The sequence below is a fragment of the Streptomyces sp. NBC_01481 genome (assembly GCF_026339995.1).
Classification (GTDB): Bacteria; Actinomycetota; Actinomycetes; order Streptomycetales; family Streptomycetaceae; genus Streptomyces.
Genome location: NZ_JAPEPT010000006.1, coordinates 141,413 through 165,722 on the forward strand (window position 1 = coordinate 141,413; position 24,310 = coordinate 165,722).

Here is a 24,310-nt window from a genome sequence, read left to right on the forward strand (position 1 = left end):
GCGGCTCGGCCCGGTGCGTTTATGCGACCTTGTCGCCGGCCTGAAGCTGCCAGAGGGATGCATACAAGCCGTCACGTCCAAGGAGATCGGCATGGGTGCCCTCCTCCGCCACCACACCGCCCTTGTCGAGGACGTGGATCCAGTCGGCCTGACGGATCGTGGACAGACGGTGCGCGATGACGACCAGGGTGCGGTCGGCGGCAAAGACCTTGAGGGCGCGCTGGATGGCCGCCTCGGTCTCGTTGTCAACCGCGGAGGTGGCCTCGTCGAGGATGACGACAGGGGAGTCCTTGAGGATGGCCCGGGCCAGGGCGATGCGTTGCCTCTGCCCGCCGGACAGTGCGGCGCCGCGCTCGCCGATGGGAGTGTCGTACCGCATCGGCATGGCCTCGATGAAGCCGTGGGCCTCGGCCATGCGTGCGGCCTCGACCACGCGGTCGTGGGTCGCGTCGAAGGTGCCGTAGCGGATGTTCTCCTCGACGGTCCCGTCGAAGAGGAACGGGTCCTGGGCCACGAACCCGACCGCTCTGCGTACGTCCTTGCGAGGCAGATCGCAGATGTCCTGCCCGTCGATCAGCACCCGGCCGGATCCTGCGTCCTGGAAACGCATGATCAGCTTGGCGACGGTGGTCTTGCCGGACCCCGTGGCGCCCACGATGCCGGTGACCCTGCCCGGCGCGATGCGCAGGGAGAGGTTCTCCAGGGCGGGCGGGCGTCCGGGGTAGGCGAATGTCACCTGGTCGAGGACGATGTCGCCCGAGACGTCGCGGGGGTCGAGCCGCTTGCCGTTGCCGTCCGGTTCCACGGGGAGACCGCGAAGGCGCTCCACCCGATCGAAGGCCACGAGAGTGCGCTGGTACTGGTCGACCGTGCCCCCGAGCCGGGTGAGCCGCCACAGCACCTGCTGGGGCAGCCCGATCAGCGGGCTGAACACCTCGAAGCACAGTGTGCCGTTCAGCACGGCACGGCCGCCCAGCAGCATCATGCCCGCCATGGAAGCGGTGGTGCACACGCGCACGTTCTCCGTGTGCTGCACGGTGCTGCGGTCGGTGCGGTGGTTGCTGCGCCGGTAGGTCTCGCTGAGGTCCCGGATGCGCTCCGCCTCGTAGTCCTCCGCGCAGAAGCTCTTGACCGTGGCGCTCGCCTCCAGGCTGTTGACCAGCCGGCTGTGCAGCTTCGTGCGGTTCTCGTTGGAGACGGCGTAGTCGGCGGCGACGCGGTCGTGGTAGTGGAAGGAGAGCCAGGCCACGATCGGTACGGGCAGGAAGGCGATCCAGGCGATCTGCGGGGCGAGCGTCAGGAAGACGGGTACCAGGACCAGGAAGCTGGTGACGATCTGGACCACTTCGTTCGCCGAGTGGGCGAAGAAGTTGCCAAGCTGGTTGACGTCGTCGGTCAGCGCGCCGGCGATCCGGGTCGTCCGTTCGCCTTCCAGGTGGCGCAGTTCCAAGTGCTGGACGTGCGCGTAGGTCTCGTTGCGCCAGTCGTGCTGGACGGCCTGGCCGAGCCCGCGCCACTCCATGCCCGAGGCGTACGACAGGCCGGCCACGGCGAGGCAGACGAGGGCCGTCACTCCGGCGAGGAACCACAGCTGAGTCGCCGCGCCGACGAGGCCCATCCGCGTCAGCAAGGCACTCTCGCCCTTGATGAGGACGACGGCGATCCAGCCGATGAAAAGGCTCAGCGCCATCTCGGTGATCTGGCATACCGCGGACAGCACGGACGCCAGGACGAGCCGCGGTCGGTGTCGTCCCACGATGCGGAGCAGCGGGTGGGAGGCGCGCTCGTGTTCACCGTCGTCGGCGTGTTCCCTGGCGGGAACGGACCGGCGCCAGGCGCGCCGGATGATCAGGGCCGTCGCCGTGACCACGCCCCCGAAGGCCAGCAGCGACTTGTTCAGCACCGTCCTGGCTCCGACGGCGAGCACGGCCGCCGCCCCGCCGGCCACAGCGATCCCTGAAGCTGTACCACGGGACACCGCTGGTGCGTCGGCCTTGGGAGGACGCGTGCTCCCGTCGGTCACAGTGTCCGTGCCGACCACGAGTTTCCCAACGCTCTCGGCGACGAGAGCGACGGCCCTTCGCACCAGGTGCGCAACGTCCGCCGAACTCACCGTCGCGTCGTGGAGGACGAGGACTCCCCCGGTCACCGGATTCACCTGGGCCCTCGTAACGCCCCTGCTTCTGCTGAGTGCCGCCTCCAGAATTCTCGCCAGACGGGGTCGCCTCAAGACCAGCCCGGCCTCCCAGCGCTGACGGCCGGGAATGACCGATCGCGCCTTGACACCGGCGTAAATGGGCGGGCGCACTACCGCGTCCGTGAGAGTTGCCATAAGAGACAGTCACCTGTTTGTCAGCGGTTCGCCTTCGCCACCGAGGAGAACCATGGAGAAATGGGAGATTGAAAAAGAAACGCTCTGCTCCGACATAAGAAGCCCGCCGCAGCCACGGTCGTCTGCACGGCGGGGGCACCCCTTCCGGGCGTTCCCCCAACCGGCAGCCCGTGGAGGGTGCGGCCGCGACACCGGGGTGACCCGGCTCAGTTCCCCTTGGCGGCGATGGTGGCCGCACGCGGCTTTGCGCTGCCCTTGGCCTCACGCGCTCCGTGGGGCGCGGCGTCCCCATCGCCGCCGGCGTCATCGTGGCCCTCGACCTCGCCGTCGGAGTGGAGGCGCGCGTCCCTCGCCATCTGCGCGGCGATCACCTCGGCGCTCACCTCGGCGGCGAGGTCCTGGATGCCCTCATTGGCTTCACTGGCGGCGCGCTTGACTTCCAGCACCAGGCCGACCGAGGTCTTGACGATCCCTCGCAGCAGCGGCTTGGCAACGCGCCTGGCCAGGGGGGCTGCGATGAGACCGATCAGGAAAGGCGGTACTACAGGCGGCATGTGTGAACCTCTCTTTTTGTGCGCCGGGCAGCTGCCCACCGCTGTACGCATCTGAAAAGGCGCAGGGGTCAGCGGCAGGGGGCACCCTGCCGGAATTCGCGCCGCACGTGCGATGGACGGCTGTCACCGGCACGGATCACGGAAGAACTCACCGCTTCTCCCTGTGGATTCCTGGCCGGCGCGGCACCACCGTCGACTACGTCACGACTGTGCTTTTCCCACGCCGGAAAGCTACCACCGCTGAACACACACAGTAGCCGGGGCGTTACAGCCGAACCCAAATGGAAGCGGGTGCTTTCATCCGTTTCGAGTAGCCGGGCCGCGGAATTCCGCGACTTCCTTGCCAGGGCCCGGCGCGCATATCACCGCGCCGAAGGCGGTCCCGCGTCCTGTCCGTCGGCCATGGAGCGCACCACGTCGACGACGAACTCGGGAACCTCATCGGGGAAATCGTGGCCGGTGCCCTCCGGGGTCAGGACCCTCCATGCCCTGCTGGAAGTGGTGAGATACCGGCCCCGGACCGTCGTGTAGAAGCGGCGCAGCCTGATGGACTCATCGGGGTTCCCCGTCGCGGTGAGCGCCTCCTCGGCCGTCGTCAGATCACGGGGAGTCACGACCACCACCGGCAGAGTTCCGAGGTCCCCGTCGTGCAGCGCGGTCTGCCAGCCCACCCTGGCCATCCCTTGGGGTGACAGCTCACGGAAGATGGACGCAGCGGCGCACGCCGCCCTGGTACGGCGCTCGATGGCGTCCAGCACACCGACTGCGCCGTCCGTCCCCGTCGAGCCTTCCCCCTGGAGGGGTGCCGTCGCACGGGCCTGGCTCTTCCCGTGGACGCCGAACAGATGGCGTACGGCCTTCCACCATTGACCGGACGCGGTGCGCCGAAGGGCAGGGACCGGCGGGCCGAAGGCGATGACGTCGGGGGGCGTGGGGTCGAGCAGGACGAGCCCGGCCACGAGGTCCGGCCGGCGTCGGGCAGCGTTTGCAACGAGCAGCCCGCCGAAGGAGTGCCCCACGAGCACGAACGGGGGCCTCTCACCGGACCTCTCCAGGGCGGTCAGCAATTCGACGGCCTCGGTCGCCGTTGTGCGGGGGAAAGGGCCCGGATCGCTCCACCCGGTGCCGGGCCGGTCGACGAGGACGGAACGTACCTCCTGTTTCATGAGGACGTGCAGGTGGTGCATGGCGTAGCCGCCGACGTGCCCACCGGGCATCCACACCACCGTGGCCCCCGCGGCGCGGTCACCCTCGGCCAGGACGTGCATGCGGTGGCCGCCGACGTCGACCATTCGCCCCGGGGGCGGATAACGCCTCGCGACCCTGCCAACATCCACGAGGTGGTGCACCGATCCCGCGCAGAGCGCGGCGGCGACGACAAGAAGGAGGGCTCCCACCACGGGAAGCCCGCCGAGGGCGACGCACCACGCCCCGGCCGTCGCGAGCGGCAGGACGACAAGGACTCCGGCCCAGTCGCGGCTGAGCAAGGTGAGCGCCAGATGGACGGCGCGGGAACTGGGACGCATCCGTTCCTCCCTCAGCACGTTGCTGTTCCGGGTGGCGCCCGTACGGGCGGCCCGGACGACCACGCGGCGTCGGCAGGGGCATCGTCGCGCGCGAAGGGCGCGACCGCCATACGACGGACGGCTTTGAGGAACGGTCCCCCACCCAAAGAGGTGAACCGGCGGCGACTTCCTGCTGGTGTGCGCCGTGGAGGGGGATCGGTGACCGGCAGCCGATGGCACGATGAGCGTCATGCAGCGTCGGCCCGCGTCGTTCCCCCCGCCGAGGAGACGGAGGCCGACGTTGGCTTTTCTTGCCGCGGCGTCGGTCCTCCTGAGCGGGTGCAGTGGCGACGCCCGGCCGACAGCGCGCTCCCCCGTCGTCGTGGACGGAACGGTCAGGGTCGCCGCCGTCTTCGAGATCCCGGACTTCCATCCGTACTCCCAGTTCGGATCGGGCGCCGCGCAGTACGCGTACGACCCGCTGGTGCACGTGACCTCGGGCGGTGAGGTGGTGCCGGGTCTGGCCACAAGCTGGCGGGCCACCTCCCGGACCGCGGACTTCACGCTTCGCCGGGGCGTGACGTGTTCGGACGGTACGGTGCTGAAGGCGTCCGACGTGGCGCGGTCGCTGACCCACGCGGCCGACCCCCGCAGCCGGTTCGTCGGCGCACGGTCAATACTGCCGAGTGTGCCGTTCACCGTGACCGCGGACGACAGAGCCGGCACGGTGTCGGTGCGAATGTCGTCCCCGTACAGCTTCGTCGTCCGGAGCGTCGGGACGCTTCCCGTGGTCTGTCCCGCAGGGCTCAGGGACCCTCATTCGCTGGCGCGGGGCACGAACGGTACGGGCCCTTACGTTCTCAGCTCCTACGCGTCCGGAGGTCCGTACGTGTTCGTGCGGCGGAAGGGCTACGCGTGGGGGCCGGGCGGCGCACGGACCGGGGTGCGGGGACAGCCGCAGAGAATCGTCCTGTCGGTGGTGTCCCAGGAGTCCACCGCGGCGAACCTGCTCCTCACCGGTGGGGTGAACATCGCACGGTTGACCGGGCCCGACCGGGCACGGCTCGCCGGGCACGGTCTGACCGCGGCGGACGTGCCCGCCGTGGTGGGGCTGACCTTCTTCAACCAGCGCCGCGGCCGCCCGCTCGGCGATCCGGCGGTCCGGCGGGCCCTCGTGGCCGCACTCGACCGCCAGGGGCTGGCCAACGTGGCCGTCGGCGGCAGCGGCCGGCCGGCGGCCGACCTCACGGCGGCCGACGCCGTCTGCCACGCGGACCTGGCCGCCGCCCACCTGCCGTCGGGCGCTGCCGCGCGGACACTGCGCGACGCGGGCTGGACGAAGGGCGCAGACGGCACGCTCGTGAAGGACGGCCGCCCGCTGCGGCTTCGCGTGATCAGCAGCCCCGACCTCGGCTCCACACTGCCGGCGGTGGGGGAGCTCATGGCCGCCACCTGGGAGGGGCTCGGCGTGCGCGTCGAGCTCGTCAGCGAGAGCCTCAACGCGCTGGTGAGCGCGATGTACCAGGACGGCAACTTCGACGTGGTGGTCGGCACCTCGCCCGGCCCCGCCCTGCCCGCAGGGCTGATCCCCTACCTCTCCGGCCCTCCCCCGGCGCGCGGGCTGAACTTCGCCCGCATCGCCAACCCGACCTACGCCCGATTGGTGGCGCAGGCCCTCCGTGAGCCCGAGGAGGCCTCGTGCCCGACCTGGAAACGGGCCACGGCGGAGGTGTTCCGGGCCGCGGACGCCCTGCCTGTCGCGGACGGCACCAGCACTGTGTACGGATACCGGACCACGTTCTCCACGGGTTCCGGCGGCGATGTCGTGCCCACCAGCATCCGACTTCACCGCTAGCCGGAGGTTCACGCATGTCCACCGTGTCCCGGCGGCTCGCCGCCATGAGGAGGCGTCACCCCTGGCCGGTGTTCTGCTGCCGGCGCGCAGCGCGACTGGCCGTCTCGCTCTTCCTCGTCGTCACCGGGTCGTTCGTGATGATCCGGATGGTCCCGGGCGACCCGGTGCGCGCTGCGCTCGGCGTGGACGCGGCAGCTGACCTCGTGGCGGCGCGGCGGCACGAACTGGGCCTGGACCAGGACCTGACGAACCAGTACGTCCGCTATCTGAGCGACCTGGCCCAGGGACGGCTGGGGGTGTCACTGGTGACCGGCGAGCCCGTCGCCGAGCTGGTCCGGTCGCGGCTGCCGGCGACACTGGAGATCGCGTTCCTGGCGTTCGGCTGTGCGCTGGCCGTCGCTCTGCCGTTGGGGCTGGCCGCGGCGGTCCTCACGCGGGACGGTCGGCGTCCCCGCGCGGAGACGGGGTTCACCGCCGCGACGGGCCTGGTGGCGGCACTGCCCGATTTCGTCCTCGCCGCGGGACTGACGGCCGCGTTCGCGGTGGGGCTGCGGCTGTTCCCCGTCGCTGGTGACGCCACGGCGGCCTCGTACGTCCTCCCCGTGCTGGCACTCGCGCTCGCCCCGGCCGCCGCCCTGACGCGGCTCGTGCGCGCGGAGACACTGAAGGTGCTGGGTGAGGAGTATGTGCGGACAGCGCGGGCCAAGCGCCTGCCCGCGGCGTACGTTCATGTGCGCCACGTGGCGCCGAACATGCTGACCGCGACCCTGACCGTCGCGGGCAGCCTGCTGCCGGCCATGATCGCCGGTACCGTCCTCGTCGAGAAGGTGTTCGCGTGGCCGGGCATCGGGTCAGCGGTCGCCCAGTCGATCGTCGCCCAGGACTACGCGGTCGTACAAGCGGCCGTGCTCATCCTCGGTTCGTCCGTGCTCGTCGCCGGCTTCGCGGTCGACGTACTACTGGCGCTGCTCGATCCCCGCTCCGCCATCCGGGAGACCTGAAGACATGACATCCCCGCCCCGGACGCGTTGCCCGGCCGTGCCGCCGGCCTCATATGCGTCGCCGCGTCTGCCCCCCACAGCCTTTCTGGCCGTGTTGATGCTGGGGACACTGGTCGTGGCGGCCGCCCTGGGGCCGATGATCTGGGGGCCCCCGGCGGAACATGTCAACCCGTCGGACGTGCTTCGTGGGCCCTCCCCCGCCCATCCCCTCGGCACCGACCACTTGGGGCGCGACCTGCTCGCCCGGGTGCTCGCCGCGACGCGGCTCTCGCTGCTGCTCGCGCTGGCGGCGACGCTGCTGGGGGCGGTGGCGGGCATCGGTCTCGGCGCCTTCACCGCCGTCGTCGGCCGCCGTGCCCGGCGGCGGCTCGGCGCGCTCATCAGCCTCCTGCTGGCCCTCCCCGCCCTGCTCGTCGCGGTCTTCCTCGCCGTCGTCCTCGGGGCGGGGCCGGTCGGGGCCGTGTGCGCCCTGGCTGTCGCCTCGGTGCCCGGGTTCGCCCGGCTCGCACAGACACTGGCGGCCGGGGTCGCCGGCACCGACCATCTGGCGGCGGCCCGCGTGCTGGGCCTGCGCGGCCACCGGTTGCTGCTGCGGCACGTGCTGCCCAACATGGCCGAACCACTGGCACTCAACGTGACGACGGCGGCAGGCGCGGCGCTCGTCGCCCTGTCCGGGCTGAGCTTCCTGGGGCTCGGTGTCCAGGCGCCGGCCTACGACTGGGGGCTCCTGCTCAGCCAGGGGCTGGACCGCATCTATGTCGACCCCGTGCCGGCGGTGGCGCCGGGCGTCGCCATCGTGTACGCGGGGCTGACCTTCCAATTGCTCGGTGAGGCGCTGGCCGCACGACTGGCCCGGCGGCCCGGCGGCCCGATGCCGGCGGGCACCCCCGAAGAGTCGGCGCCCGCACAGGATGTGCCGCCCGTCGACGACGAGGTTCTTCGCGTCCAGAACCTACGGATCCGCATCCCGACGGCGGACGGGGCTCTGCACCCCGTAAAGGATGTCAGTCTGACACTGGGACGCGGCGAGATCGTCGGCATCGTCGGAGAGTCCGGCTCCGGAAAGTCGCTGACCGCGATGGCGATCGCGGACCTGCTGCCGTCGCAGGCACACGCCACGTGGGGCACCCACCGGTTCCTCGGCGACGACGTCGCCGCACTGACGCAGAAGCAGCGTCGCGCGCAGCTGGCCACCGGCATGGCGGTGGTCTTCCAGAACCCTGCCTCCGCCCTCAACCCTTCACTGCGCATCTCGACACAGCTCACCGAGGCGGTAAGGACCCACCTCGGTGTGTCCCGGGCAGAGGCACTCGATCGCGCCGTGGAGATGCTGCGCCGGGTCTCGCTGCCATGCACGCACAGGTTCCTGGGGTCCCGCCCTCACCAACTGTCGGGCGGACAGCGACAACGAATTCTGATCGCGGCCGCGTTGATGACGGACCCCGATCTGATCATCGCGGACGAGCCGACGACAGCACTCGACGTCACCGTACAGCGGCACATCGTCGGTCTCCTCTCGGACATCCGGCACAACGCCGGCACCGCGATCCTGTTCGTCAGCCATGACATCGCCCTGGTGGCGGAGCTGTGTGACCGGGTGCTGGTGATGCACGAAGGACTCGTCGTGGAAAGCTTGCCGGCCTCGCACCTCGCAACCGGTGCCCGGCACCCGTACACGCGCGCGCTCGTCGCGTCCGTACCCGACCTGGTCGGGGACGACGACGTATCACTGCCTGACGCGGAACATCCGCCGGCCGGGGCACCGCAGTCGGCTCAGGGGTGTCTGTACCTGAACCGCTGCGTGCTCCGGCAGGACCAGTGCCTCAAGGAGCGCCCCGTGCTGTCCGCCGTCGCCGCCCACCACGCGGCCGCGTGCTGGAAACCCTGGCCCGGCGCATCACCAGAACCCGTCCGGGAGGTGCCATGACGGCGCTGTCTCTGTACGACGTCACCGTTCGGCACCATCAGCCGGGGGCCGTGGTCACCGCGGTGGACGGGGTCTCGCTGGAGGTTCCTTCCGGCGGCGCCGTGGGGCTGGTGGGCGAGTCCGGCTGCGGCAAGTCGAGTCTGGCCCGCGCGATCGTGGGGCTGACACCGTACGACGGGCGCATTCTGCTCGACGGGCACGAGGTCCGGACGAGAACGCTGCGCGACCGGCGCCGGCTCGGACAGCTTGTCCAGATGGTGTTCCAGGACCCGGACACGGCACTGGACCCGAGAATGACGGTGCGTCAGACCCTGATGGAAGCACTGTCCGTCGGCCGACGGACGTCCGGGCTTCCGCGGATGGAACAGGTCGTCGAGCTCCTCACCACGGTCGGACTCCCGACCGACCTCACCGACCGTCTGCCGTCCCGGCTGTCGGGCGGACAGCGGCAGCGTGTGGCGATCGCCCGAGCCCTCGCCGTCGGGCCCGGGGTAGTGGTCGCCGACGAGGTCACGTCAGCGCTCGACGCGACCGCCCAGGCGTCGGTCCTCGGTCTGCTGCGCGGTCTGCGCGCCCGGCTCGGCCTGTCCCTGCTCTTCATCAGTCACGACCTCGCCGCCGTCCGGTGCGTGGCGGACATCATCGCGGTGATGTACCTCGGGCGCATCGTGGAGACGGCACCGACCGAGACTCTGCTCCGCCACCCCCGGCACCCGTACACGCAGGCACTGCTGGCCTCCGTGCCGTGCCTGCGTGGGCCTCGGCGGATCCTGGACGAGCCGGTTCTGCCGCAGTGGGCCGCCGACCCACTGTTTCCTCCACCCGGATGCCGTTTCCACCCACGCTGCCCCGTCGGGCCCCGCCGACTGCCCGAGCGGACGCTCTGTGCCACTGCTGCCCCCGGGCAGACACCCGTCGATCACGACCAGCGGCACCACGTGGCCTGCCATTTCCCCGTAGCACCGGACAGCCGCCTCCGATGAGCCGCAGGCGTGCGGGCCATTGCCGGGGAGCCGCGGTGGCCCAGGGGTGCCCCTGGCAACTCCTTCGCCACTCTCAGTCCCCGTTGTCTCCTGCGCTGTCACGCCTACGCCAGCAGCAACGCGCCTACCGGGCACGGACATTGTGCCCGTCGCGGAGCGCACCGGGGGAGCCGCACACCGACCCGGCGAACCAGAAAGCCCGCGTGCGGCAGGGCAGCCTCGCGGCGACCGGCCGGGACACCGCGACGGTGGCGCGTGTCAAACTGCGCCGAACTACGCAAGTCCGGCAAGCGGGTTTCGCGGTGTCGTCCGGCCCTGGATCAGCCCACGCACGCCCGTCATGGTTGCGCCACGCACACCCGGTCGTCGAACTGTGGTGTCCCAGCACATGTGCCCCTGACCTGCGCGTTCCTACGGTGTGGCGACAAACAGACGTCCCCGCCAACTGTCCGGAAGTGGTGTCCATGGCCGCCCCCGCAACCGCTCCACCAGCTCCCAGTTCACTCAAGCGCATCGTCGCCGCGAGCCTCATCGGCACCACCATCGAGTGGTACGACTTCTTCCTCTACGGATCGGCCGCTGCGCTGGTCTTCAACAAGCTGTTCTTCCCCGGCTCCGACCCGCTCGTCGGAACCCTGCTCTCCTTCCTCACCTACGCCGTCGGGTTCGCCGCCCGCCCCCTCGGTGCGCTGGTCTTCGGGCACTACGGCGACCGGCTCGGCCGTAAGAAGCTGCTGGTGCTGAGCCTTCTGCTGATGGGTGGGGCGACCTTCGCGATCGGGCTGCTGCCGACGCATGCCACCGTCGGGAGCGCCGCGCCCGTGCTGCTCACCGCGCTGCGGCTGGTGCAGGGATTCGCGCTCGGCGGTGAGTGGGGCGGTGCCGTGCTGCTCGTGTCGGAGCACGGGGACGCCAAACGGCGCGGGTTCTGGGCGTCCTGGCCGCAGACCGGCGCTCCGGCCGGGCAGTTGCTCGCCACCGGGGTGCTGTCGGCGCTCACTGCGCTGCTCTCGGACGCCGCGTTCACCTCATGGGGCTGGCGCATACCCTTCCTCCTCTCCGGTGTGCTGGTGATCGTCGGTCTGTGGATTCGTCTCTCTGTCGATGAATCACCGGTCTTCAAGGCCGCGCTGGCACAGGCCGAGGAGCGCAAGGCCGTGGCCGGGCAGGCCGAGAAGATGCCGCTCGTCGCTGTGCTTCGGCACCACTGGCGCGATGTGCTGGTCGCGATGGGCGCCCGCATGGCGGAGAACATCAGCTACTACGTCATCACCGCCTTCATCCTCGTGTACACGACGACCGCCGTGGAGATGAGCAAGCAGACCGCGCTCAATGCCGTACTCATCGCCTCAGCCGTGCACTTCGCGGTCATCCCGGCGTGGGGCGCGCTCTCGGACCGGATCGGGCGCAGGCCGGTGTATCTCATCGGCGCGATCGGCGTCGGCGCATGGATGTTCCCGTTCTTCTCGCTCATCGACACCGGCAGCTTCGGCAATCTGCTGCTCGCCGTCACGGTCGGGCTGGTGTTCCACGGAGCGATGTACGCACCGCAGGCCGCCTTCTTCTCCGAGATGTTCGCGACCCGCATGCGGTACTCCGGTGCCTCCATCGGCGCGCAGTTCTCCTCGGTCGCGGCCGGTGCCCCGGCGCCGCTGATCGCCACCGCGCTGCTCGCCGACTACGACTCGTCGACCCCGATCGCCCTGTATGTGATCGCCGCGGCGCTGATCACGGTGGTGGCCATCGGGTGTGCCCGCGAGACCCGGCAGCGGGACCTGAACGCTGTCGAGGCGGAGCCGGCGGAGGAAACGCCCGCTGCCCGCCCGGCGGATGTGCGCACCGCCTGACGGACGCAGGACACGGACTCCCGTCTGCCGCGCGGACTCCCGAGGGGGTCCGCGCGGCGGCGCGTCCGGCTCATCGGGCGACCGGGACGGACATGGCGTGCAGACGCAGCGCCAGCTGGATCTCGAGCGCACGGCCGGGTGACTGCCAGTCGGGGCCGAGCAGCCGGCCTATTCGCTCCAGGCGCTGGGCCACGGTGTTCACATGAACGTGCAGATCGTCCTTCGTACGGGCAGGGCTCATGCCGCTCGCGAAGTACGCGTCGAGCGTGCGCACCAGGTCCGTGCCGCGCTTGCGGTCGTACTCGACGACCTCGCCCATCGTCCTCCGGACGAAACCCTCAATGTCGCCGGGGTCGGCGAGCAGCAGACCGAGGAAACCGAGGTCCTGCGCCGCGGCTCCCTGTCCGGAGCGGCCGAGCAGACGCAGAGCGTCCAGGCAGCGGCGCGCCTGTTCATACGCCCCCGCTATCGGGCCGGGATCGCCGGCGGGCGCTGCGACCGGCGAGGAAGCGCCGACCGTGACCAACTCCCTGAGCGTGCCGCCCAGTTGTCTGGCTGTCTGGCAGGCGAGATCGGAAGCGCTGTCGCGGGGGCCGAGCGGCAGCAGCAGGACGGCGCCGCCGTCGCGGGCGGCCGCCAGACCCGAGCGGGTAGCGGCCAGATGCGAGGCGGCCGACCACAGCCGCTGCCGGTCCGCGGTCTCCCGCTCCCCGGTGGCCGCCGCGTCGCTGCCGCGCCCGCCGGTGTCCCGGCCTGAGCCGTCCGCCCCGGCTGCGTCGATCCGTGCGGCCAGCACCACATGCGGCACGTCGAGATCGGCATGCAGGCGGGCCGCCCGTTCGCGCAGCAGCCGCGGGTCCCGGTCCGCCGCATCGAGCAGGTCGTCGAGCAGCTCGCCCCGTACCCGCTGTTCGGCCTCGTGGGCGGAGCGCCGGGCGAGCAGCAGAAGTGAGGTGACCATGGCGGCGCGCTCCAGGGTGCGCCGGTCGACGGGGTCGAGGTCGCGGTGCCCGCGGAGGACCAGGGCCCCCAGCAGCTCACCGCCCGCCGACACCGCGGCCACCCAGTCGTCCCCGTGCCGTATGGCGCGCCCGTCGGCGCCGGCCGCTTCGAGGTCGTCGTCCGTGAACTCGACCGTGCCGTCGAGGACTTCGGACAGCGCGGCAGCCACATCATGGACGCCGCCACCGCGCAGGACGACCTCGGTCAGCCGGTCGTGGACCTCCGACGCCCGCTCGATGACGCCACTGTGGTCCCGGATGATTTCGTTGGCCCGCTCCAGCTCGGCGAGGGCGGAGCGGGTTTCGGCCAGCAGGTTCGCGGTGTCGATGGCGACGGCGGCATGCGCGGCGAACGAGGCGAGCAGCGCGACCTGTTCCCGTTCGAAGACTCTCGCGCGGCGGTCCGCCGCGAAGAGCACGCCGATGACCTGGCTGCCGAGCATCAGCGGCACTCCGAGGATCGCGACCAGGCCCTCGTCACTGACGGCCGTGTCGATCGTTCTGGTGTGCTCGAAGCGGGCGTCGTCGAAATAGCTGTCGGTGACATACGGCCGTGCGGTCTGGGCGACGAGCCCGCCGAGCCCCTCCCCCATGCCCAGTCGCAGCTGCTGGAAGCGTGCCGAGACCGAGCCTTCGGTGACACGCATATAGGTGTCGCCCGCCGACGGGTCGTTCAGGCTCAGGTAGGCGACCTCGGTGCCGAGCAGTGAGCGCGCGCGCTGCACGATCGCGCGCAGCACGGCGTCGAGATCGCGCAGTCCCGCCAGATCGTGCGCGGTCTCGAAGAGCGCGGACAGCTCGGCCTCACGCCGTCGCCGCCCCTCCAGCTCGGCCCGGACCCGCAACGCGAGCTGCTTGGCCTGGTCGAGTGCGGCGAGCTCGTCCGGTCCGGCGCCGCTCGCGCGGGCGAGCAGCAGCGGCCGGTCGTACGCTTCGGCGGCGGCACCGCGGGCGAGGAGCTCCAGGTAGGAGGCTTGATCGTGGGACATGGACACAGGATTACCTGCCGTACGGGTGGGCGCACCAGACCTGTGGACAACGAAGCCGTTGTGGACAACCTCGTCACCCACTAATGAGCGGTCCAGCCGCCGTCGAGGGTGAGCGAGGTGCCGGTGATGAAGGACGCCTGCGGGGTGCACAGATACAGCACCGCTTCGGCGACCTCCTCCGGCTCGATCAGCCGCTTGATCGCGGAGTCCTTGAGCAGTACGTCGGTGAGGACACGCTCCGCGGCCACGGAGTGGGCAGCGGCCTGGTCGGCGATCTGCCGCTCCACCAGGGGTGTGCGGACATAGCTCGGATTGACGCAGACCGATGTCACCCCGTGCGGGGCGCCTTCGAGTGCCGCGGTCTTGGAAAGCCCCTCAAGACCGTGTTTGGCGGCCACATAGGCGGACTTGAAGGCAGAGGCGCGCAGCCCATGGACGGAGGAGATATTGACGATGCGGCCCCACCCCTGCGCGTACATGTGCGGCAGCGCGCCCCTGATCAGGCGGAACGGCGCTTCCAGCATCACGGTGAGCACGGTGTGGAAGACGTCCGGCGGGAACTCCTCGATGGGCCGGACCAGTTGCAGCCCCGCGTTGTTGACCAGGATGTCGGCGCCGGCCGCGGCCGCCTCGGCCGCGTCGAGATCGGTGAGATCCAGGACGTCCGGTTCGAGGGCGCCCGCCAGCCCGTCGGCGTGCGCGGCTAGGGCGTCGAGGCCGTCGGCGTCCCGGTCGACGGCCGTGACCTTGGCTCCGGCGGCCGCCAGCCGCAGCGCACACGCCCGGCCGATACCGCCGGCCGCGCCGGTGACGAGTGCCGTACGGCCGCCGAGGTCGAGAGCGACCGAAGGGGCAGCGAGGTGGAGTGCGGGACCTGGTGTGGTGGGGGCGGTCATGCTTCGCACCCTAGGCAGTGATGATCAGCCGACCGATGTGGTCAGCGCCCATACTTCACCGCTGGGTGGTGGGTTGGAACCATGCAGGACCCTCGGTCAGGGCCTGCTTGATCCGGAAGAGGGCGAAGTCCTTGAGCTCCGGCAGGGCGTCCGCGGAGAACCACCCCACCTCCAGCGACTCGTCGTCGTTGACACGCGCCTGTCCTCCCACCGCGCGGCAGCGGAAGGTGATGTCCATGAACTGGCACCGGTCGCCGTTCGGGTAAGTGACGGGCTTGGGCAGCCCCTGGACGAGCACGACCCGTTCGGCGACACAGCGCACCGCGGTCTCCTCGTACACCTCGCGCACTGCCGTCACGGCCGGCTGCTCCCCCGGCTCGGGAATCCCGCCGATGACCGACCACTTGCCGGTGTCGACACGTCTGCCGAGCAGCACACGGCCCTTGTCGTCGAAGACGACCGCGCTGACGCCGGGCAGGAGGAGCAGCTGATGGCCCGCATCGGCCCGGATCTGGCGGATGAAGTCAGGGGTTGCCATGTACTCGACCCTAACCGGCGCCGGCTGAACTCACCGGCGGAGGCGTCCTCACGGGGGTCACCCTGTTCTCGCCGACGTCACGGTGTCCTAGCCGGCGTCGACCGTGCCTTGCCCCGCCTTCCGCAGCCTGCGGGCCTGCGCCGCACCGGCCACGGCCCAGCCCACGCCGCCGGCCGCGACCAGCAACAGAATCCGCTCGGGCCAGGTACCGAGCCGGGTCGCCGGAGTGAGCGAGGAACGCAGCGGCACCTTGGCGACCAGGGCGTCCGGCGTGAACATCTCGGTCCTCTGGACGATCTTCCCGTCCGGCATGATCACCGCGCTGACACCGCTGGTGACGGGGACGACGACGGAGCGCCCGTGCTCGACGGCCCGCACCCGCGACATGGCCAGCTGCTGATAGGTCATCTCGCTGCGGCCGAAGGTGGCGTTGTTGCTGGGTACGGAGATCAGCTGCGCGCCGTGGGTGACCGTGTCCCGCGCGGCGTCGTCGAACGCCGCCTCGAAGCAGGTGACAAGTCCGACCCTGGTGCCCGCCAGATCGAAGACACCCACCTTGTGGCCGGGGCCGAAGTCGCGCCGTACCCGGTCGACGTCGGCGCTGAAGAGCCGTACGAAGGAGCGCATCGGGATGTACTCGCCGAACGGCTGCACATGACGCTTGTCGTAGGTGTTGACGGGCCCGCCCGCCGGGTCCCATTCGATCAGGGTGTTGCGGAGCTTGCCGGTGTCGGGAGTGACGACGGCGCCCACGACGGTCGGTACCCCGATCGCCTTCACCGCCCGGTCGATCACGAGCTTGGCGTCGGGATTGCGGTACGGGTCGAGGTCCGAGGAGTTCTCGGGCCACAGCACGAAGTCCGGTTTCGCCACCTTGCCCGCCGTCACATCGGCGGCGAGCTGCTGGGTGCGGCGGGCGTGGTTGTCGAGGACGGCGCGGCGCTGGGAGTTGAAGTCGAGCCCCAGGCGCGGCACGTTGCCCTGGATCGCGGCGACGGTCGCGGTGCCGTCCTCGGCGGTGTCGTCCACGAGCGGCAGGGCGGCGAGGCTCCCGGCGACCGGGACGAGCACGGTGAGGACCGCTGCGAGCGCCGCACCGCGCGGCAGTTCGCGGGTGCGCCTGTACGCGTGAACGCGGCGGGCGGTCTCGTACAGACCGAAGCCGCACAGGACGACTGCGAAACTGAGCAGCGGTGTCCCGCCCACCGCGGCCAGCGGCAGAAAGACGCCGTCCGCCTGGCCGAAGGCGATCTTGCCCCAGGGGAAGCCGCCGAACGGCATCCGCGCGCGGGCAGCCTCGCCCACGATCCACACGCCGGCGGCCCACACCGGCCACAGGGGCAGCCGGGACACCGCGGCGATGCCCATGCAGGCGAGGGCGACGAACACGGCCTCCGCCGCCGTCAGGGCCACCCACGGCAGGGCGCCGACCTCCTCGCCCGTCCAGACGAGCAGGGGCAGCAGAAAGCCGAGGCCGGTGAGGTAGCCGAGGCCGAAGGCGGGCCGCAGCCTGCGCCCGTACAGGGTCCAGGCGAGCAGGGCGAACGCGGGCAGGGCCAGCCACCACAGGGGCCGCGGCGGGAAGCTCAGAAACAGCATCACCCCGGACAGCGCGGCGGCACCCGGCCGTACGGACCGGCGCAGCAGCGGGTGGCCTGCGGCGGTGGCGGGCTGGGGGGTGTCGACGGAGGTGACGGTGGCGCTCACCCAGCGGAGTCTACGGCGGGTTGCTGTGCTCTCGGCAGTCCGGTCCGGATCACCGGATCAGTTGACGCGTCTGCGGGTCGGGCCGCCTGCCGCCGCTGCCGCAACTCCGGGACCGCCTGCCCCCACCGCTGCCGCGACTCCGGGACCGCCTTCCGCCCCCGCTGCCGCAACGTTCCTGCGCAACCCATCCACAAACACCCGCATCTGCCGTTACCGTGTGCGCCAGTCCTGCCACCCGATCCGGTTCGGCTGCTGCGGCAGGGCCCGTCACAGGTCGGGGGGTCGACGGGATGGCTGCACCGGACAGCCGGTCCGCGGCGCGCGAGCGCGGCAGCGCGACCGACATCGCCGGCGTCGTCGTCCTCAGCGGATGTGTCGTGTGGTCGCTCGTCAGCGCGGCCGGGCGCGAGGCACGGCCTGAGGGCGTACTGCTCGCCGTGTTCGCCGTCGCCGCGGGCTACGCCTGCGGCCGTATCTGCGGCACACTCCTGCCGGTCGCCGCCCCGTCCGCGGCGGCGCTCGCCGCGCTCGGTCTGGCGCTCGCATCGCGGGAGGGCGTACCCGGTGCCAACGCGGGCGCCCCTATCCAGCCGGGTCACACCGGGGCGGCCGCCGCCCTGCTGGTACTCGCCGCGGGCGCCGGCTGCTGCGCCGCCTCCGCCGCCCGCCCGCCGGTGCTGCGTCTCGCACTGCGTCTGCTCGCTCTCGCCGTCGCCTCGACCGCGCTGGCGCTCGGTTCCGTGACCGCTTTCGCCGCCGCGATCGGCGTGCTGCTCTGCTCGCTCGCGGCGGCCCGGATGCGCTGGCGGACCCTGGCCCTCGGCGGACTCGCCGTCGCCACCGCCCTGGTCGTCGCCACCACATGGGGCGTGGCCGAGGACGCCCTGCCGGAGGGACTCACGGTCTCGCTGGAAGGCCAGCTGACCCAGAACCGCGTGGCGCTGTGGCAGGACGCGGTCACCCTCGCCAAGGAGGATCCGGTACGGGGCGTGGGCCCTGACCGCTTCGGCACGCTGAGCACCACCGCGCAGCAGTCGCTGGGCTCCGACGGCAAACCGCACTCCGCCTCGCTGCAGCAGGCGGCCGAGCAGGGTGTCGTGGGGGTGGCTCTGCTGGGGGCCGTCTTCGGCTGGTTGCTCTACGGCCTGTGGCGCTCGCCCCGGTCCACGCCCGTGGTGCTGAGCGCGGGCGCCACGTTGACGGCGCTGGCGTTCCTGGCGAGTGTCGGCAACGCTCTGAGCTTCACCCCGGTGACGGCGGGTGCGGGGCTGCTCGCAGGTCTGGCGACTGCCCGCATGCCGGGCGAGGGCAGCACGGGAGCGCAGCGGCACGCGGCACGGCAGAGGCACGCGGACAGCCCGGTGCTCTAGGGCCCTCGCGGCAGCCGGAGGCTCAGGCTTCCGCGGGCCGGCCCGCTCCGGCGCCCGCCAGGCCGAGACAGTGGCGGATCACCCTGACGGCCTCTTCCGCGTCGTCGACAGTCACGGTGAAGGTCCTGCCGTCACCCAGCGTGACGACGATGCCCTCACCCCGGCGTACGACCACGGCCGTGCCCTTCTCCGGGCGCCAGCGATAACCCCAGCCACCCCAATGCCTCGGATTGACCTTCGGGTCGAACTCCGCGCACACGACATGGGAGAGCGGGATCCTTCGCCGCGGCAGGCCCATGTAGCCGCAGCGCACCTCGACGGCATCGCGGTCCACCCGTACGGCCACATGGACGAAGGCGAGGGTCCCGTACAGGATGAACAGCCCCGCCGCGACACAGCCGATCACGGACATCAGCAGGGCGACGATGCCCGAGGTCCATGTGGAGTCGACAGCGAGCTCGACACCCAGCGCCATGCAGGCCGCGCCCGCCGCGGCGAGCAGCCACTGAATGCGGTTGGTGGCACGCCCGGTCCAGACCGCTGGCCGCGGCTCCACGGTGGGCGACAAGTCGTGGGGGTGGTCCGTCATGGACGCAGAGTACCGAGCTTCCGACGGCTCGGCAGAGACTCGGGAATCGAGATCGGGCCAAGGACGGGGGCGGCTCGCGGGCGAGGGCGGCGGGCCGGACGGGCGGTCACCGTCAGTGTGCGGGGGTCACTGCCTGAAGCAGACGGCCTTCGGCATAGCTCATCGACTGCCCGGGAAGAGCGGACTCACGGCCGCTGAGCAGCACCGTGAGCCGGTTTCCCGGAGTGGCGTCAGGGGCGGGCAGTTCGCCGATACGACGCAGCGCCTGCGCCGCGACGGCCTCGGCCGAACCGTGCAGGACAACCTGCCCGCCGACAGCTGCCCTGATGCGGTCGGCGACCAGCTCGTAATGGGTGCAGCCCAGGACGACGGCCCTTACATCGCCGGGAGTGAGGGCAGCCGCTGCCGCAACCGCCGAGTCGATGGCCGTCTCGTCCGCGTGCTCCACAGCGTCCGCAAGTCCCGGGCAGGGCACCTCTGTCACGGTGACCGAGTCGGCGAAGTCCCGGATGAGGCCGCGCTGGTAGGGGCTGCCGGTCGTGGCGGGCGTCGCCCAGATCGCGACGGGGCCGCCGCCAGCCGACGCCGGCTTGATCGCGGGCACCGTCCCGATGACCGGGATCGCGGGCTCCAGTTCCGCGCGCAGCGTGGGCAGGGCGTGCACGGAGGCCGTGTTGCAGGCGACGATCAGCGCGTCGGGGCGTTGCGCGGCGGCCGCACGGGCCACGGCGAGCGCACGCTCGGTGAGATCGTCGGGTGTACGCGGCCCCCAGGGCATGCCGTCGGGGTCGCACGACAGGACCAGATCCGCGTCCGGCCGCAGCCGGCGCACCGCAGTGGCCGCCGCGAGCAGGCCGATTCCGGAGTCCATAAGCGCGATCTTCACCCGGTCACCTTAGTCGACTGCCCTTGCGGTACCGGCGTGGTGGGGCAGACTGCGGCAAATGAGCGCCATTGCCTGGATCGCCGTCGGATCGCTCGCCACCTGGGGATGGCTGCTGCTCGGGCAGGGCTTCTTCTGGCGTACCGATCAACGGCTGCCCCGGCGCGAGGCCCCCGCGGACTGGCCGGATGTGGCCGTCGTCGTGCCCGCGCGCGACGAGGCGGAGGTCCTGCCGGTCAGCCTGCCCTCGCTCCTCGCCCAGGACTATCCCGGCCGCGCGGAGATCGTTCTGGTCGACGACGGCAGTACGGACGGAACCGGGGAGGTGGCCCACGCGCTGTCCGGGCAGCACGGCGGGCTGCCCCTTCGGGTGGTCTCCCCCGGTGAGCCGGAGCCCGGCTGGACCGGCAAGCTCTGGGCGCTGCGGCACGGCATCGCCGTGGCCCGGGCCGCACGCGAGCCCGAGTATCTGCTGCTGACCGACGCGGACATCGCCCATGATCCGGACAGCCTGCGCGAGTTGGTGGCCGCCGCCCGCACGCAGGGTCTCGACCTGGTTTCCCAGATGGCCCGGCTGCGGGTCGCGAGCGGCTGGGAGCGACTTGTGGTGCCCGCCTTCGTCTACTTGTTCTCGCAGCTCTACCCCTTCCGGTGGGTCAACCGCCCGGGTGCCCGCACGGCGGCCGCCGCCGGTGGCTGCGTGCTGCTGCGCACCGAGGCAGCCGAACGGGCGGGCGTACCGGAGTCGATCCGGCAGGCGGTGATCGACGATGTGTCGCTGGCTCGGGCGGTACAGAGCGCGGGCGGGCGGATCTGGCTGGGCCTTGCGGAGCGGGTGGAGAGCGTGCGGCCGTATCCGCGGCTGGCGAACCTGTGGCGGATGGTGTCGCGCAGCGCGTACGCGCAACTGCTCCACAGTCCCCTGCTGCTGGCCGGAACGGTGGCGGGGCTCGCGCTCGTCTATCTCGTGCCACCCGTCGCACTGTTCTTCGGAGTGTTCGGGAACGACGCGGCCGCGGGCTGGGCCGGGGGCCTGGCGTGGGCAGTGATGACGGGCACGTATCTCCCGATGCTGCGCTACTACCGCCAACCGCCGCTGCTCGCCCCCCTGCTGCCCTTCACCGCGCTGCTGTACTTGCTGATGACGGTCGATTCGGCGGTACAGCACTACCGCGGCCGGGGAGCCGCCTGGAAGGGACGTACATACTCACGTCCCGAGACGGCTCCCGACCGCTGAGGATCTACTTCCTGCCGGGCGTCCAGTTCATGCCCCAGCCGTACGTGTAGTCGATGGTGCGCTGCGGGCTCACGCCACGCTCCGGGACCAGGAAGCGGGCCTCTCGCTGGACGACGAGATCCGAGCCGGTGTTGGTGATCAGCGCGAGCGCGCAGACCGTCGACGGCACGGTGCACTCGCCGAGCGAGAAGTCGATCGCGGCGCCGTGCTGCGGTTGGAGTGTGACCGTCGCGTCCAGATCGGCGAAGCTGCGCGCGCCCTGGTAGATGGTGACGAAGATGACGACGCGGCGCAGCTGGTCCTTGTGATCGAGGTTGATCGTGAGGTTCTCGCCGGAGGTGCCGCCGGTGCGGTCGTCCCCGTCGAGATGGATGTACGGAGGCTGGTTCAGCGCGCCGAAGGCGTTGCCGAGGGCCTGGACCACGCCCTTGCGGCCGTCGGTGAGTTCGAAGAGCGCGCACAGATCGAGGTCGAGGTCGCCGTGCATGGCGACTGCTCTGCCGAGTTTGGCGCCCCAGCCCTGGAACTGCTTGCGCACCTGCCAGCTGAGGTTCACGCGCATCGCGCCCGACGTGCCGCCCTGTTTGGTGAGGGAGACGGACGGGGTGTCCTTCGTGAGCGTCACCTTGGTGAGGCGTACGGGAGCGGAGGGCGCGGCAGCGGGCGCAGGCGGCGCCGGAGCCGGAGGCGCCACGGGCTGCGGCATCGGTGCCGGTGGTGCCGGAGGCATGACGGGCTCGGCCGGGGCAGCCGGCGCGGGTGCCGCCTGCTGCGGCTCGTCGACCGTGATGCCGAAGTCCGTCGCAAGGCCCTCGAGTCCGCTGCTGTAGCCCTGCCCCACGGCACGGAACTTCCACGCGCCCTGACGCCGGTACAGCTCGCCCAGGACAAAGGCCGTCTCCACGGTCGCGTCCTGGCTGTCGTAGCGCGCGATCTCGGCGCCGGAGCCCGCGTCGAGCACCTTGATGTAGAGCCCGGGCACCTGCCCGAAGCTGCCGCTGTCGGCCGAGGCGGCCAGCACGATCTTCTCGATCGCGGGCTCCACGCGCGCGAGGTCGACCGACATCTGGTCCCTCACACCGTCCGGTGCGGTCTGCTTGCCCTCGTGGCGTACGGCCCCCGAGGCGTGCGAAGGCTGGTTGTAGAAGACGAAGTCGGCGTCGGAACGGACCTTTCCCGACGCCAGGAGGAGCGCCGAGGCGTCGACGTCCGGCACACCCGGCCCTGAACGCCAGCCCAACTCGACGCGAACCTGCGGCGCCGAAACCGGAGTATTGGCTCCTTTAAGCATGGACATGCTCGCCCCCATCGCGAGTCGGGGTGTCCGGAAAGTTCATCTGGCGACCACCTAATCATCCGAGAGGCCCGAGCACCCCGGCCGACCCGTGGGTAACCCGCTCTCAGCTTGCCCTTTACACGATCTCAGCACTTGCCTGCGACCGATTTCCCCAGATTCGCTCACATTGGGGATCCATGGTCACTCGCATCTCCCGAAACAACCCTCTTATCGGACTCCCCAACCAGCACATCGTGGGCTTAACTTATGTGCCATGACCTCCCCCCGCGCCACCTACGGCGGCGGTTACTACTCCGCTCCGTCGTTCCCCGACACCCCCATCTACGACTCCCTGGTCGCGGAGCGGGGCACACCTCAGATCGCGCCGATCCGAGTGCCTTCCGCGTACGACACCGGCAACAGCTACCTGCCGGCGCTCCCCGCGGCCCTGCCCGCCCTCCCGGCGGCTCCCTCTCCCTCCTACGGCTATCCGCAGCAGATGCAGCAGCCCATGCCGCTGCAGCACGCACCTGCTCCGTACATCCCGCAGCAGCCCCAGGTGCCGCGCGGGTATCCCGGACCCCAGGGCTACTCCCAGCAGCAGCCCCGTCCGGTTGCCACCGGTTACGAGGCGATGCGGCCCGCGGCCGCCCGTCCCGCTCCGGCGCCCACGCCCTACGACGACCCGTACAACCGGCCGTACCAGGGCGGCCGGGGGTACTGACCGACCGACTGTCCACCCGGTCCGATGCGGACGCGGGGTGCGCACCGGCGAAACGGCTGAACAGCCGCGGGAATTCGCCGGGGGACCGTCGGTGGACACTGATCGACCCTTCGGCCAGGGTGGCCGACCAACGCCGGCAGCGACTGCCGGCGTTGGCGCATGTCCGGGCCCTCGAGCCCTCCGGCCGGGCGGCGGATTCCGGCCGTTCAGCGCCGATTCCCACCGATGGGCGCCGATCCGCGACGATCCGGCCATTCCGGGCCGATGAGCGCCGATGAGCGCCCAGGGGAACCCTCCGTGGTGCCGCGCGCGTTGGACGGTTGGCGGGGGCCGGAGCGTGTCGGGGGCAGGGGTGACGTTGCTCTCTCTTCGCACCACCCGCGCCTGTGCCGTGCCGTACCGGGCTACGACGGATGCGGAAGGGGGTGCAGGACCGTGCGAACAGCCGCAGGAGTCTGGCGCTGGCGCCGCAATCCCCTGCGCCGTGCGACCGATCTCGTCGAGGCATGGCTGGCGCTCGTCGCCGCCGTGCTTCTCGTCACCGCCGCTCCGGCCGTCGGCTGGCTCTGCGGCAGTCTGACCGACGACTCGCTGCGGCAGTCGGTGCGGATCCAGCGCCAGCAGCGTCATCAGGTCACCGCGACGGTGCTGAGACCGGCCGAGGAGCCCAGGCCCGCGGCCTACGACCCCGAGGGTGCGGCGGCCCGTGAGCAGCGCCGGCCCGTCGTGGCGAAGTGGACGGCGGTGGACGGCAGTCGGCACACCGGCACGGTCTCCACGGTGCTGCGTAGCGCGCGGGCCGGTGACACCTTCACCATCTGGACCGACCGTACGGGCCGGATCGTCAGTCGTCCGATGGACGCGGCGACCGCGCGGGTGCACGCCGTTCTCGCGGGCATCGCAGCCGCCCTGAGCGCCGCGGGGCTCGTCGAAGGTGCCAGACGGCTGGTCATGTGGCGGCTGGTACGACGCAGACACGCGCGCCTGGACCGGGCCTGGGCCGCGGCGGGCCCCGACTGGGGCCGCACCGGCGCGGGCAGCTGACCGGTCACATCTCGTCAACTCCCGCTCGCCGCGCGCGCTACGGTGGTGCGAC

Annotated in this window: 19 protein-coding genes; 9 read left to right on the forward strand and 10 right to left on the reverse strand. The window is 71.2% G+C overall.

What is annotated here, in order from left to right; all coding sequences use genetic code 11:
* Positions 1-19 precede the first annotated feature (19 nt).
* The 3 genes from OOK40_RS30470 to OOK40_RS30480 all read right to left on the reverse strand — a co-directional run bounded on the left by OOK40_RS30470 (position 20) and on the right by OOK40_RS30480 (position 4,412).
* Positions 20-2,149, reverse strand: coding sequence for an ABC transporter ATP-binding protein (locus OOK40_RS30470; protein ID WP_266487949.1), 2,130 nt, complete (start codon positions 2,147-2,149; stop codon positions 20-22).
* 389 nt (positions 2,150-2,538) lie between these two features.
* Positions 2,539-2,886: a DUF5132 domain-containing protein gene (locus OOK40_RS30475; protein WP_266487952.1), complete on the reverse strand. Its 348-nt coding sequence runs from the start codon at positions 2,884-2,886 to the stop codon at positions 2,539-2,541.
* Between the two features lie 362 nt (positions 2,887-3,248).
* Positions 3,249-4,412, reverse strand: a complete 1,164-nt coding sequence (locus OOK40_RS30480) for an alpha/beta fold hydrolase (RefSeq protein ID WP_266487957.1) — start codon at positions 4,410-4,412, stop codon at positions 3,249-3,251.
* Between the two features lie 280 nt (positions 4,413-4,692).
* Here OOK40_RS30480 and OOK40_RS30485 point away from each other — a divergent pair, with 280 nt between their 5' ends.
* From OOK40_RS30485 to OOK40_RS30505, 5 genes are all read left to right on the forward strand, one after another.
* Complete coding sequence (locus OOK40_RS30485) at positions 4,693-6,246, forward strand: ABC transporter substrate-binding protein (protein ID WP_266487960.1); 1,554 nt, start codon at positions 4,693-4,695, stop codon at positions 6,244-6,246.
* Positions 6,247-6,260: 14 nt separating this feature from the next.
* Positions 6,261-7,247, forward strand: coding sequence for an ABC transporter permease (locus OOK40_RS30490; protein WP_266487963.1), 987 nt, complete (start codon positions 6,261-6,263; stop codon positions 7,245-7,247).
* 97 nt (positions 7,248-7,344) lie between these two features.
* Positions 7,345-9,174 carry a dipeptide/oligopeptide/nickel ABC transporter permease/ATP-binding protein gene (locus tag OOK40_RS30495; RefSeq protein WP_266488529.1) on the forward strand — a complete coding sequence of 610 codons (1,830 nt, stop codon included), beginning with the start codon at positions 7,345-7,347 and terminating at the stop codon, positions 9,172-9,174.
* Positions 9,171-10,157: an ABC transporter ATP-binding protein gene (locus OOK40_RS30500; RefSeq protein WP_266487965.1), complete on the forward strand. Its 987-nt coding sequence runs from the start codon at positions 9,171-9,173 to the stop codon at positions 10,155-10,157. The genes OOK40_RS30495 and OOK40_RS30500 overlap by 4 nt, the downstream gene beginning before the upstream one ends.
* A gap of 464 nt (positions 10,158-10,621) precedes the next feature.
* Positions 10,622-12,004: an MFS transporter gene (locus tag OOK40_RS30505; RefSeq protein WP_266487967.1), complete on the forward strand. Its 1,383-nt coding sequence runs from the start codon at positions 10,622-10,624 to the stop codon at positions 12,002-12,004.
* 70 nt (positions 12,005-12,074) lie between these two features.
* Here the strand turns inward: OOK40_RS30505 and OOK40_RS30510 are convergent, their stop codons facing one another.
* From OOK40_RS30510 to lnt, 4 genes are all read right to left on the reverse strand, one after another.
* Positions 12,075-13,994: a GAF domain-containing protein gene (locus OOK40_RS30510; protein ID WP_266487969.1), complete on the reverse strand. Its 1,920-nt coding sequence runs from the start codon at positions 13,992-13,994 to the stop codon at positions 12,075-12,077.
* An 80-nt stretch (positions 13,995-14,074) separates the two neighbouring features.
* Entirely contained in the window at positions 14,075-14,890 is an 816-nt protein-coding gene (locus OOK40_RS30515; RefSeq protein WP_266487971.1) for a 3-hydroxybutyrate dehydrogenase, read from the reverse strand.
* A 55-nt stretch (positions 14,891-14,945) separates the two neighbouring features.
* Positions 14,946-15,428, reverse strand: a complete 483-nt coding sequence (locus tag OOK40_RS30520) for an NUDIX domain-containing protein (RefSeq protein ID WP_266487973.1) — start codon at positions 15,426-15,428, stop codon at positions 14,946-14,948.
* An 87-nt stretch (positions 15,429-15,515) separates the two neighbouring features.
* Complete coding sequence (gene lnt, locus OOK40_RS30525) at positions 15,516-17,135, reverse strand: apolipoprotein N-acyltransferase (RefSeq protein WP_266487975.1); 1,620 nt, start codon at positions 17,133-17,135, stop codon at positions 15,516-15,518.
* A 290-nt stretch (positions 17,136-17,425) separates the two neighbouring features.
* Between lnt and OOK40_RS30530 the strand changes: the two genes are divergently transcribed.
* A complete protein-coding gene (locus OOK40_RS30530; protein ID WP_266487977.1) occupies positions 17,426-18,505 on the forward strand; it encodes an O-antigen ligase in 1,080 nt (359 codons plus the stop codon).
* 22 nt (positions 18,506-18,527) lie between these two features.
* Here OOK40_RS30530 and OOK40_RS30535 read toward each other — a convergent pair whose 3' ends face one another.
* Entirely contained in the window at positions 18,528-19,094 is a 567-nt protein-coding gene (locus tag OOK40_RS30535) for a hypothetical protein (RefSeq protein ID WP_266487980.1), read from the reverse strand.
* A gap of 112 nt (positions 19,095-19,206) precedes the next feature.
* Positions 19,207-19,980: a glutamate racemase gene (locus OOK40_RS30540; protein ID WP_266487982.1), complete on the reverse strand. Its 774-nt coding sequence runs from the start codon at positions 19,978-19,980 to the stop codon at positions 19,207-19,209.
* 58 nt (positions 19,981-20,038) lie between these two features.
* Here OOK40_RS30540 and OOK40_RS30545 point away from each other — a divergent pair, with 58 nt between their 5' ends.
* Positions 20,039-21,214, forward strand: a complete 1,176-nt coding sequence (locus OOK40_RS30545; protein ID WP_266487985.1) for a glycosyltransferase — start codon at positions 20,039-20,041, stop codon at positions 21,212-21,214.
* 4 nt (positions 21,215-21,218) lie between these two features.
* Here OOK40_RS30545 and OOK40_RS30550 read toward each other — a convergent pair whose 3' ends face one another.
* Positions 21,219-22,523 carry a TerD family protein gene (locus OOK40_RS30550; protein WP_266487986.1) on the reverse strand — a complete coding sequence of 435 codons (1,305 nt, stop codon included), beginning with the start codon at positions 22,521-22,523 and terminating at the stop codon, positions 21,219-21,221.
* Between the two features lie 241 nt (positions 22,524-22,764).
* Here OOK40_RS30550 and OOK40_RS30555 point away from each other — a divergent pair, with 241 nt between their 5' ends.
* Positions 22,765-23,214, forward strand: a complete 450-nt coding sequence (locus OOK40_RS30555) for a DUF6643 family protein (RefSeq protein WP_266487988.1) — start codon at positions 22,765-22,767, stop codon at positions 23,212-23,214.
* A gap of 435 nt (positions 23,215-23,649) precedes the next feature.
* On the forward strand, positions 23,650-24,258 hold the full coding sequence (locus tag OOK40_RS30560; RefSeq protein WP_266487991.1) for a hypothetical protein: 609 nt from the start codon (positions 23,650-23,652) through the stop codon (positions 24,256-24,258).
* Positions 24,259-24,310 lie beyond the last annotated feature (52 nt).

Excerpts from the sequence above, each read along its gene's own strand:
- OOK40_RS30500 (WP_266487965.1), top strand. The coding sequence starts at position 9,171 with ATGACGGCGCTGTCTCTGTACGACGTCACCGTTCGGCACCATCAGCCG.
- OOK40_RS30545 (WP_266487985.1), top strand. The coding sequence starts at position 20,039 with ATGAGCGCCATTGCCTGGATCGCCGTCGGATCGCTCGCCACCTGGGGA.
- OOK40_RS30510 (WP_266487969.1), bottom strand. The coding sequence starts at position 13,994 with ATGTCCCACGATCAAGCCTCCTACCTGGAGCTCCTCGCCCGCGGTGCC.
- OOK40_RS30520 (WP_266487973.1), bottom strand. The coding sequence starts at position 15,428 with ATGGCAACCCCTGACTTCATCCGCCAGATCCGGGCCGATGCGGGCCAT.
- OOK40_RS30480 (WP_266487957.1), bottom strand. The coding sequence starts at position 4,412 with ATGCGTCCCAGTTCCCGCGCCGTCCATCTGGCGCTCACCTTGCTCAGC.
- OOK40_RS30535 (WP_266487980.1), bottom strand. The coding sequence starts at position 19,094 with ATGACGGACCACCCCCACGACTTGTCGCCCACCGTGGAGCCGCGGCCA.
- OOK40_RS30515 (WP_266487971.1), bottom strand. The coding sequence starts at position 14,890 with ATGACCGCCCCCACCACACCAGGTCCCGCACTCCACCTCGCTGCCCCT.
- OOK40_RS30555 (WP_266487988.1), top strand. The coding sequence starts at position 22,765 with ATGACCTCCCCCCGCGCCACCTACGGCGGCGGTTACTACTCCGCTCCG.
- OOK40_RS30475 (WP_266487952.1), bottom strand. The coding sequence starts at position 2,886 with ATGCCGCCTGTAGTACCGCCTTTCCTGATCGGTCTCATCGCAGCCCCC.
- OOK40_RS30530 (WP_266487977.1), top strand. The coding sequence starts at position 17,426 with ATGGCTGCACCGGACAGCCGGTCCGCGGCGCGCGAGCGCGGCAGCGCG.
- OOK40_RS30495 (WP_266488529.1), top strand. The coding sequence starts at position 7,345 with ATGCTGGGGACACTGGTCGTGGCGGCCGCCCTGGGGCCGATGATCTGG.
- OOK40_RS30505 (WP_266487967.1), top strand. The coding sequence starts at position 10,622 with ATGGCCGCCCCCGCAACCGCTCCACCAGCTCCCAGTTCACTCAAGCGC.
- OOK40_RS30550 (WP_266487986.1), bottom strand. The coding sequence starts at position 22,523 with ATGGGGGCGAGCATGTCCATGCTTAAAGGAGCCAATACTCCGGTTTCG.
- OOK40_RS30490 (WP_266487963.1), top strand. The coding sequence starts at position 6,261 with ATGTCCACCGTGTCCCGGCGGCTCGCCGCCATGAGGAGGCGTCACCCC.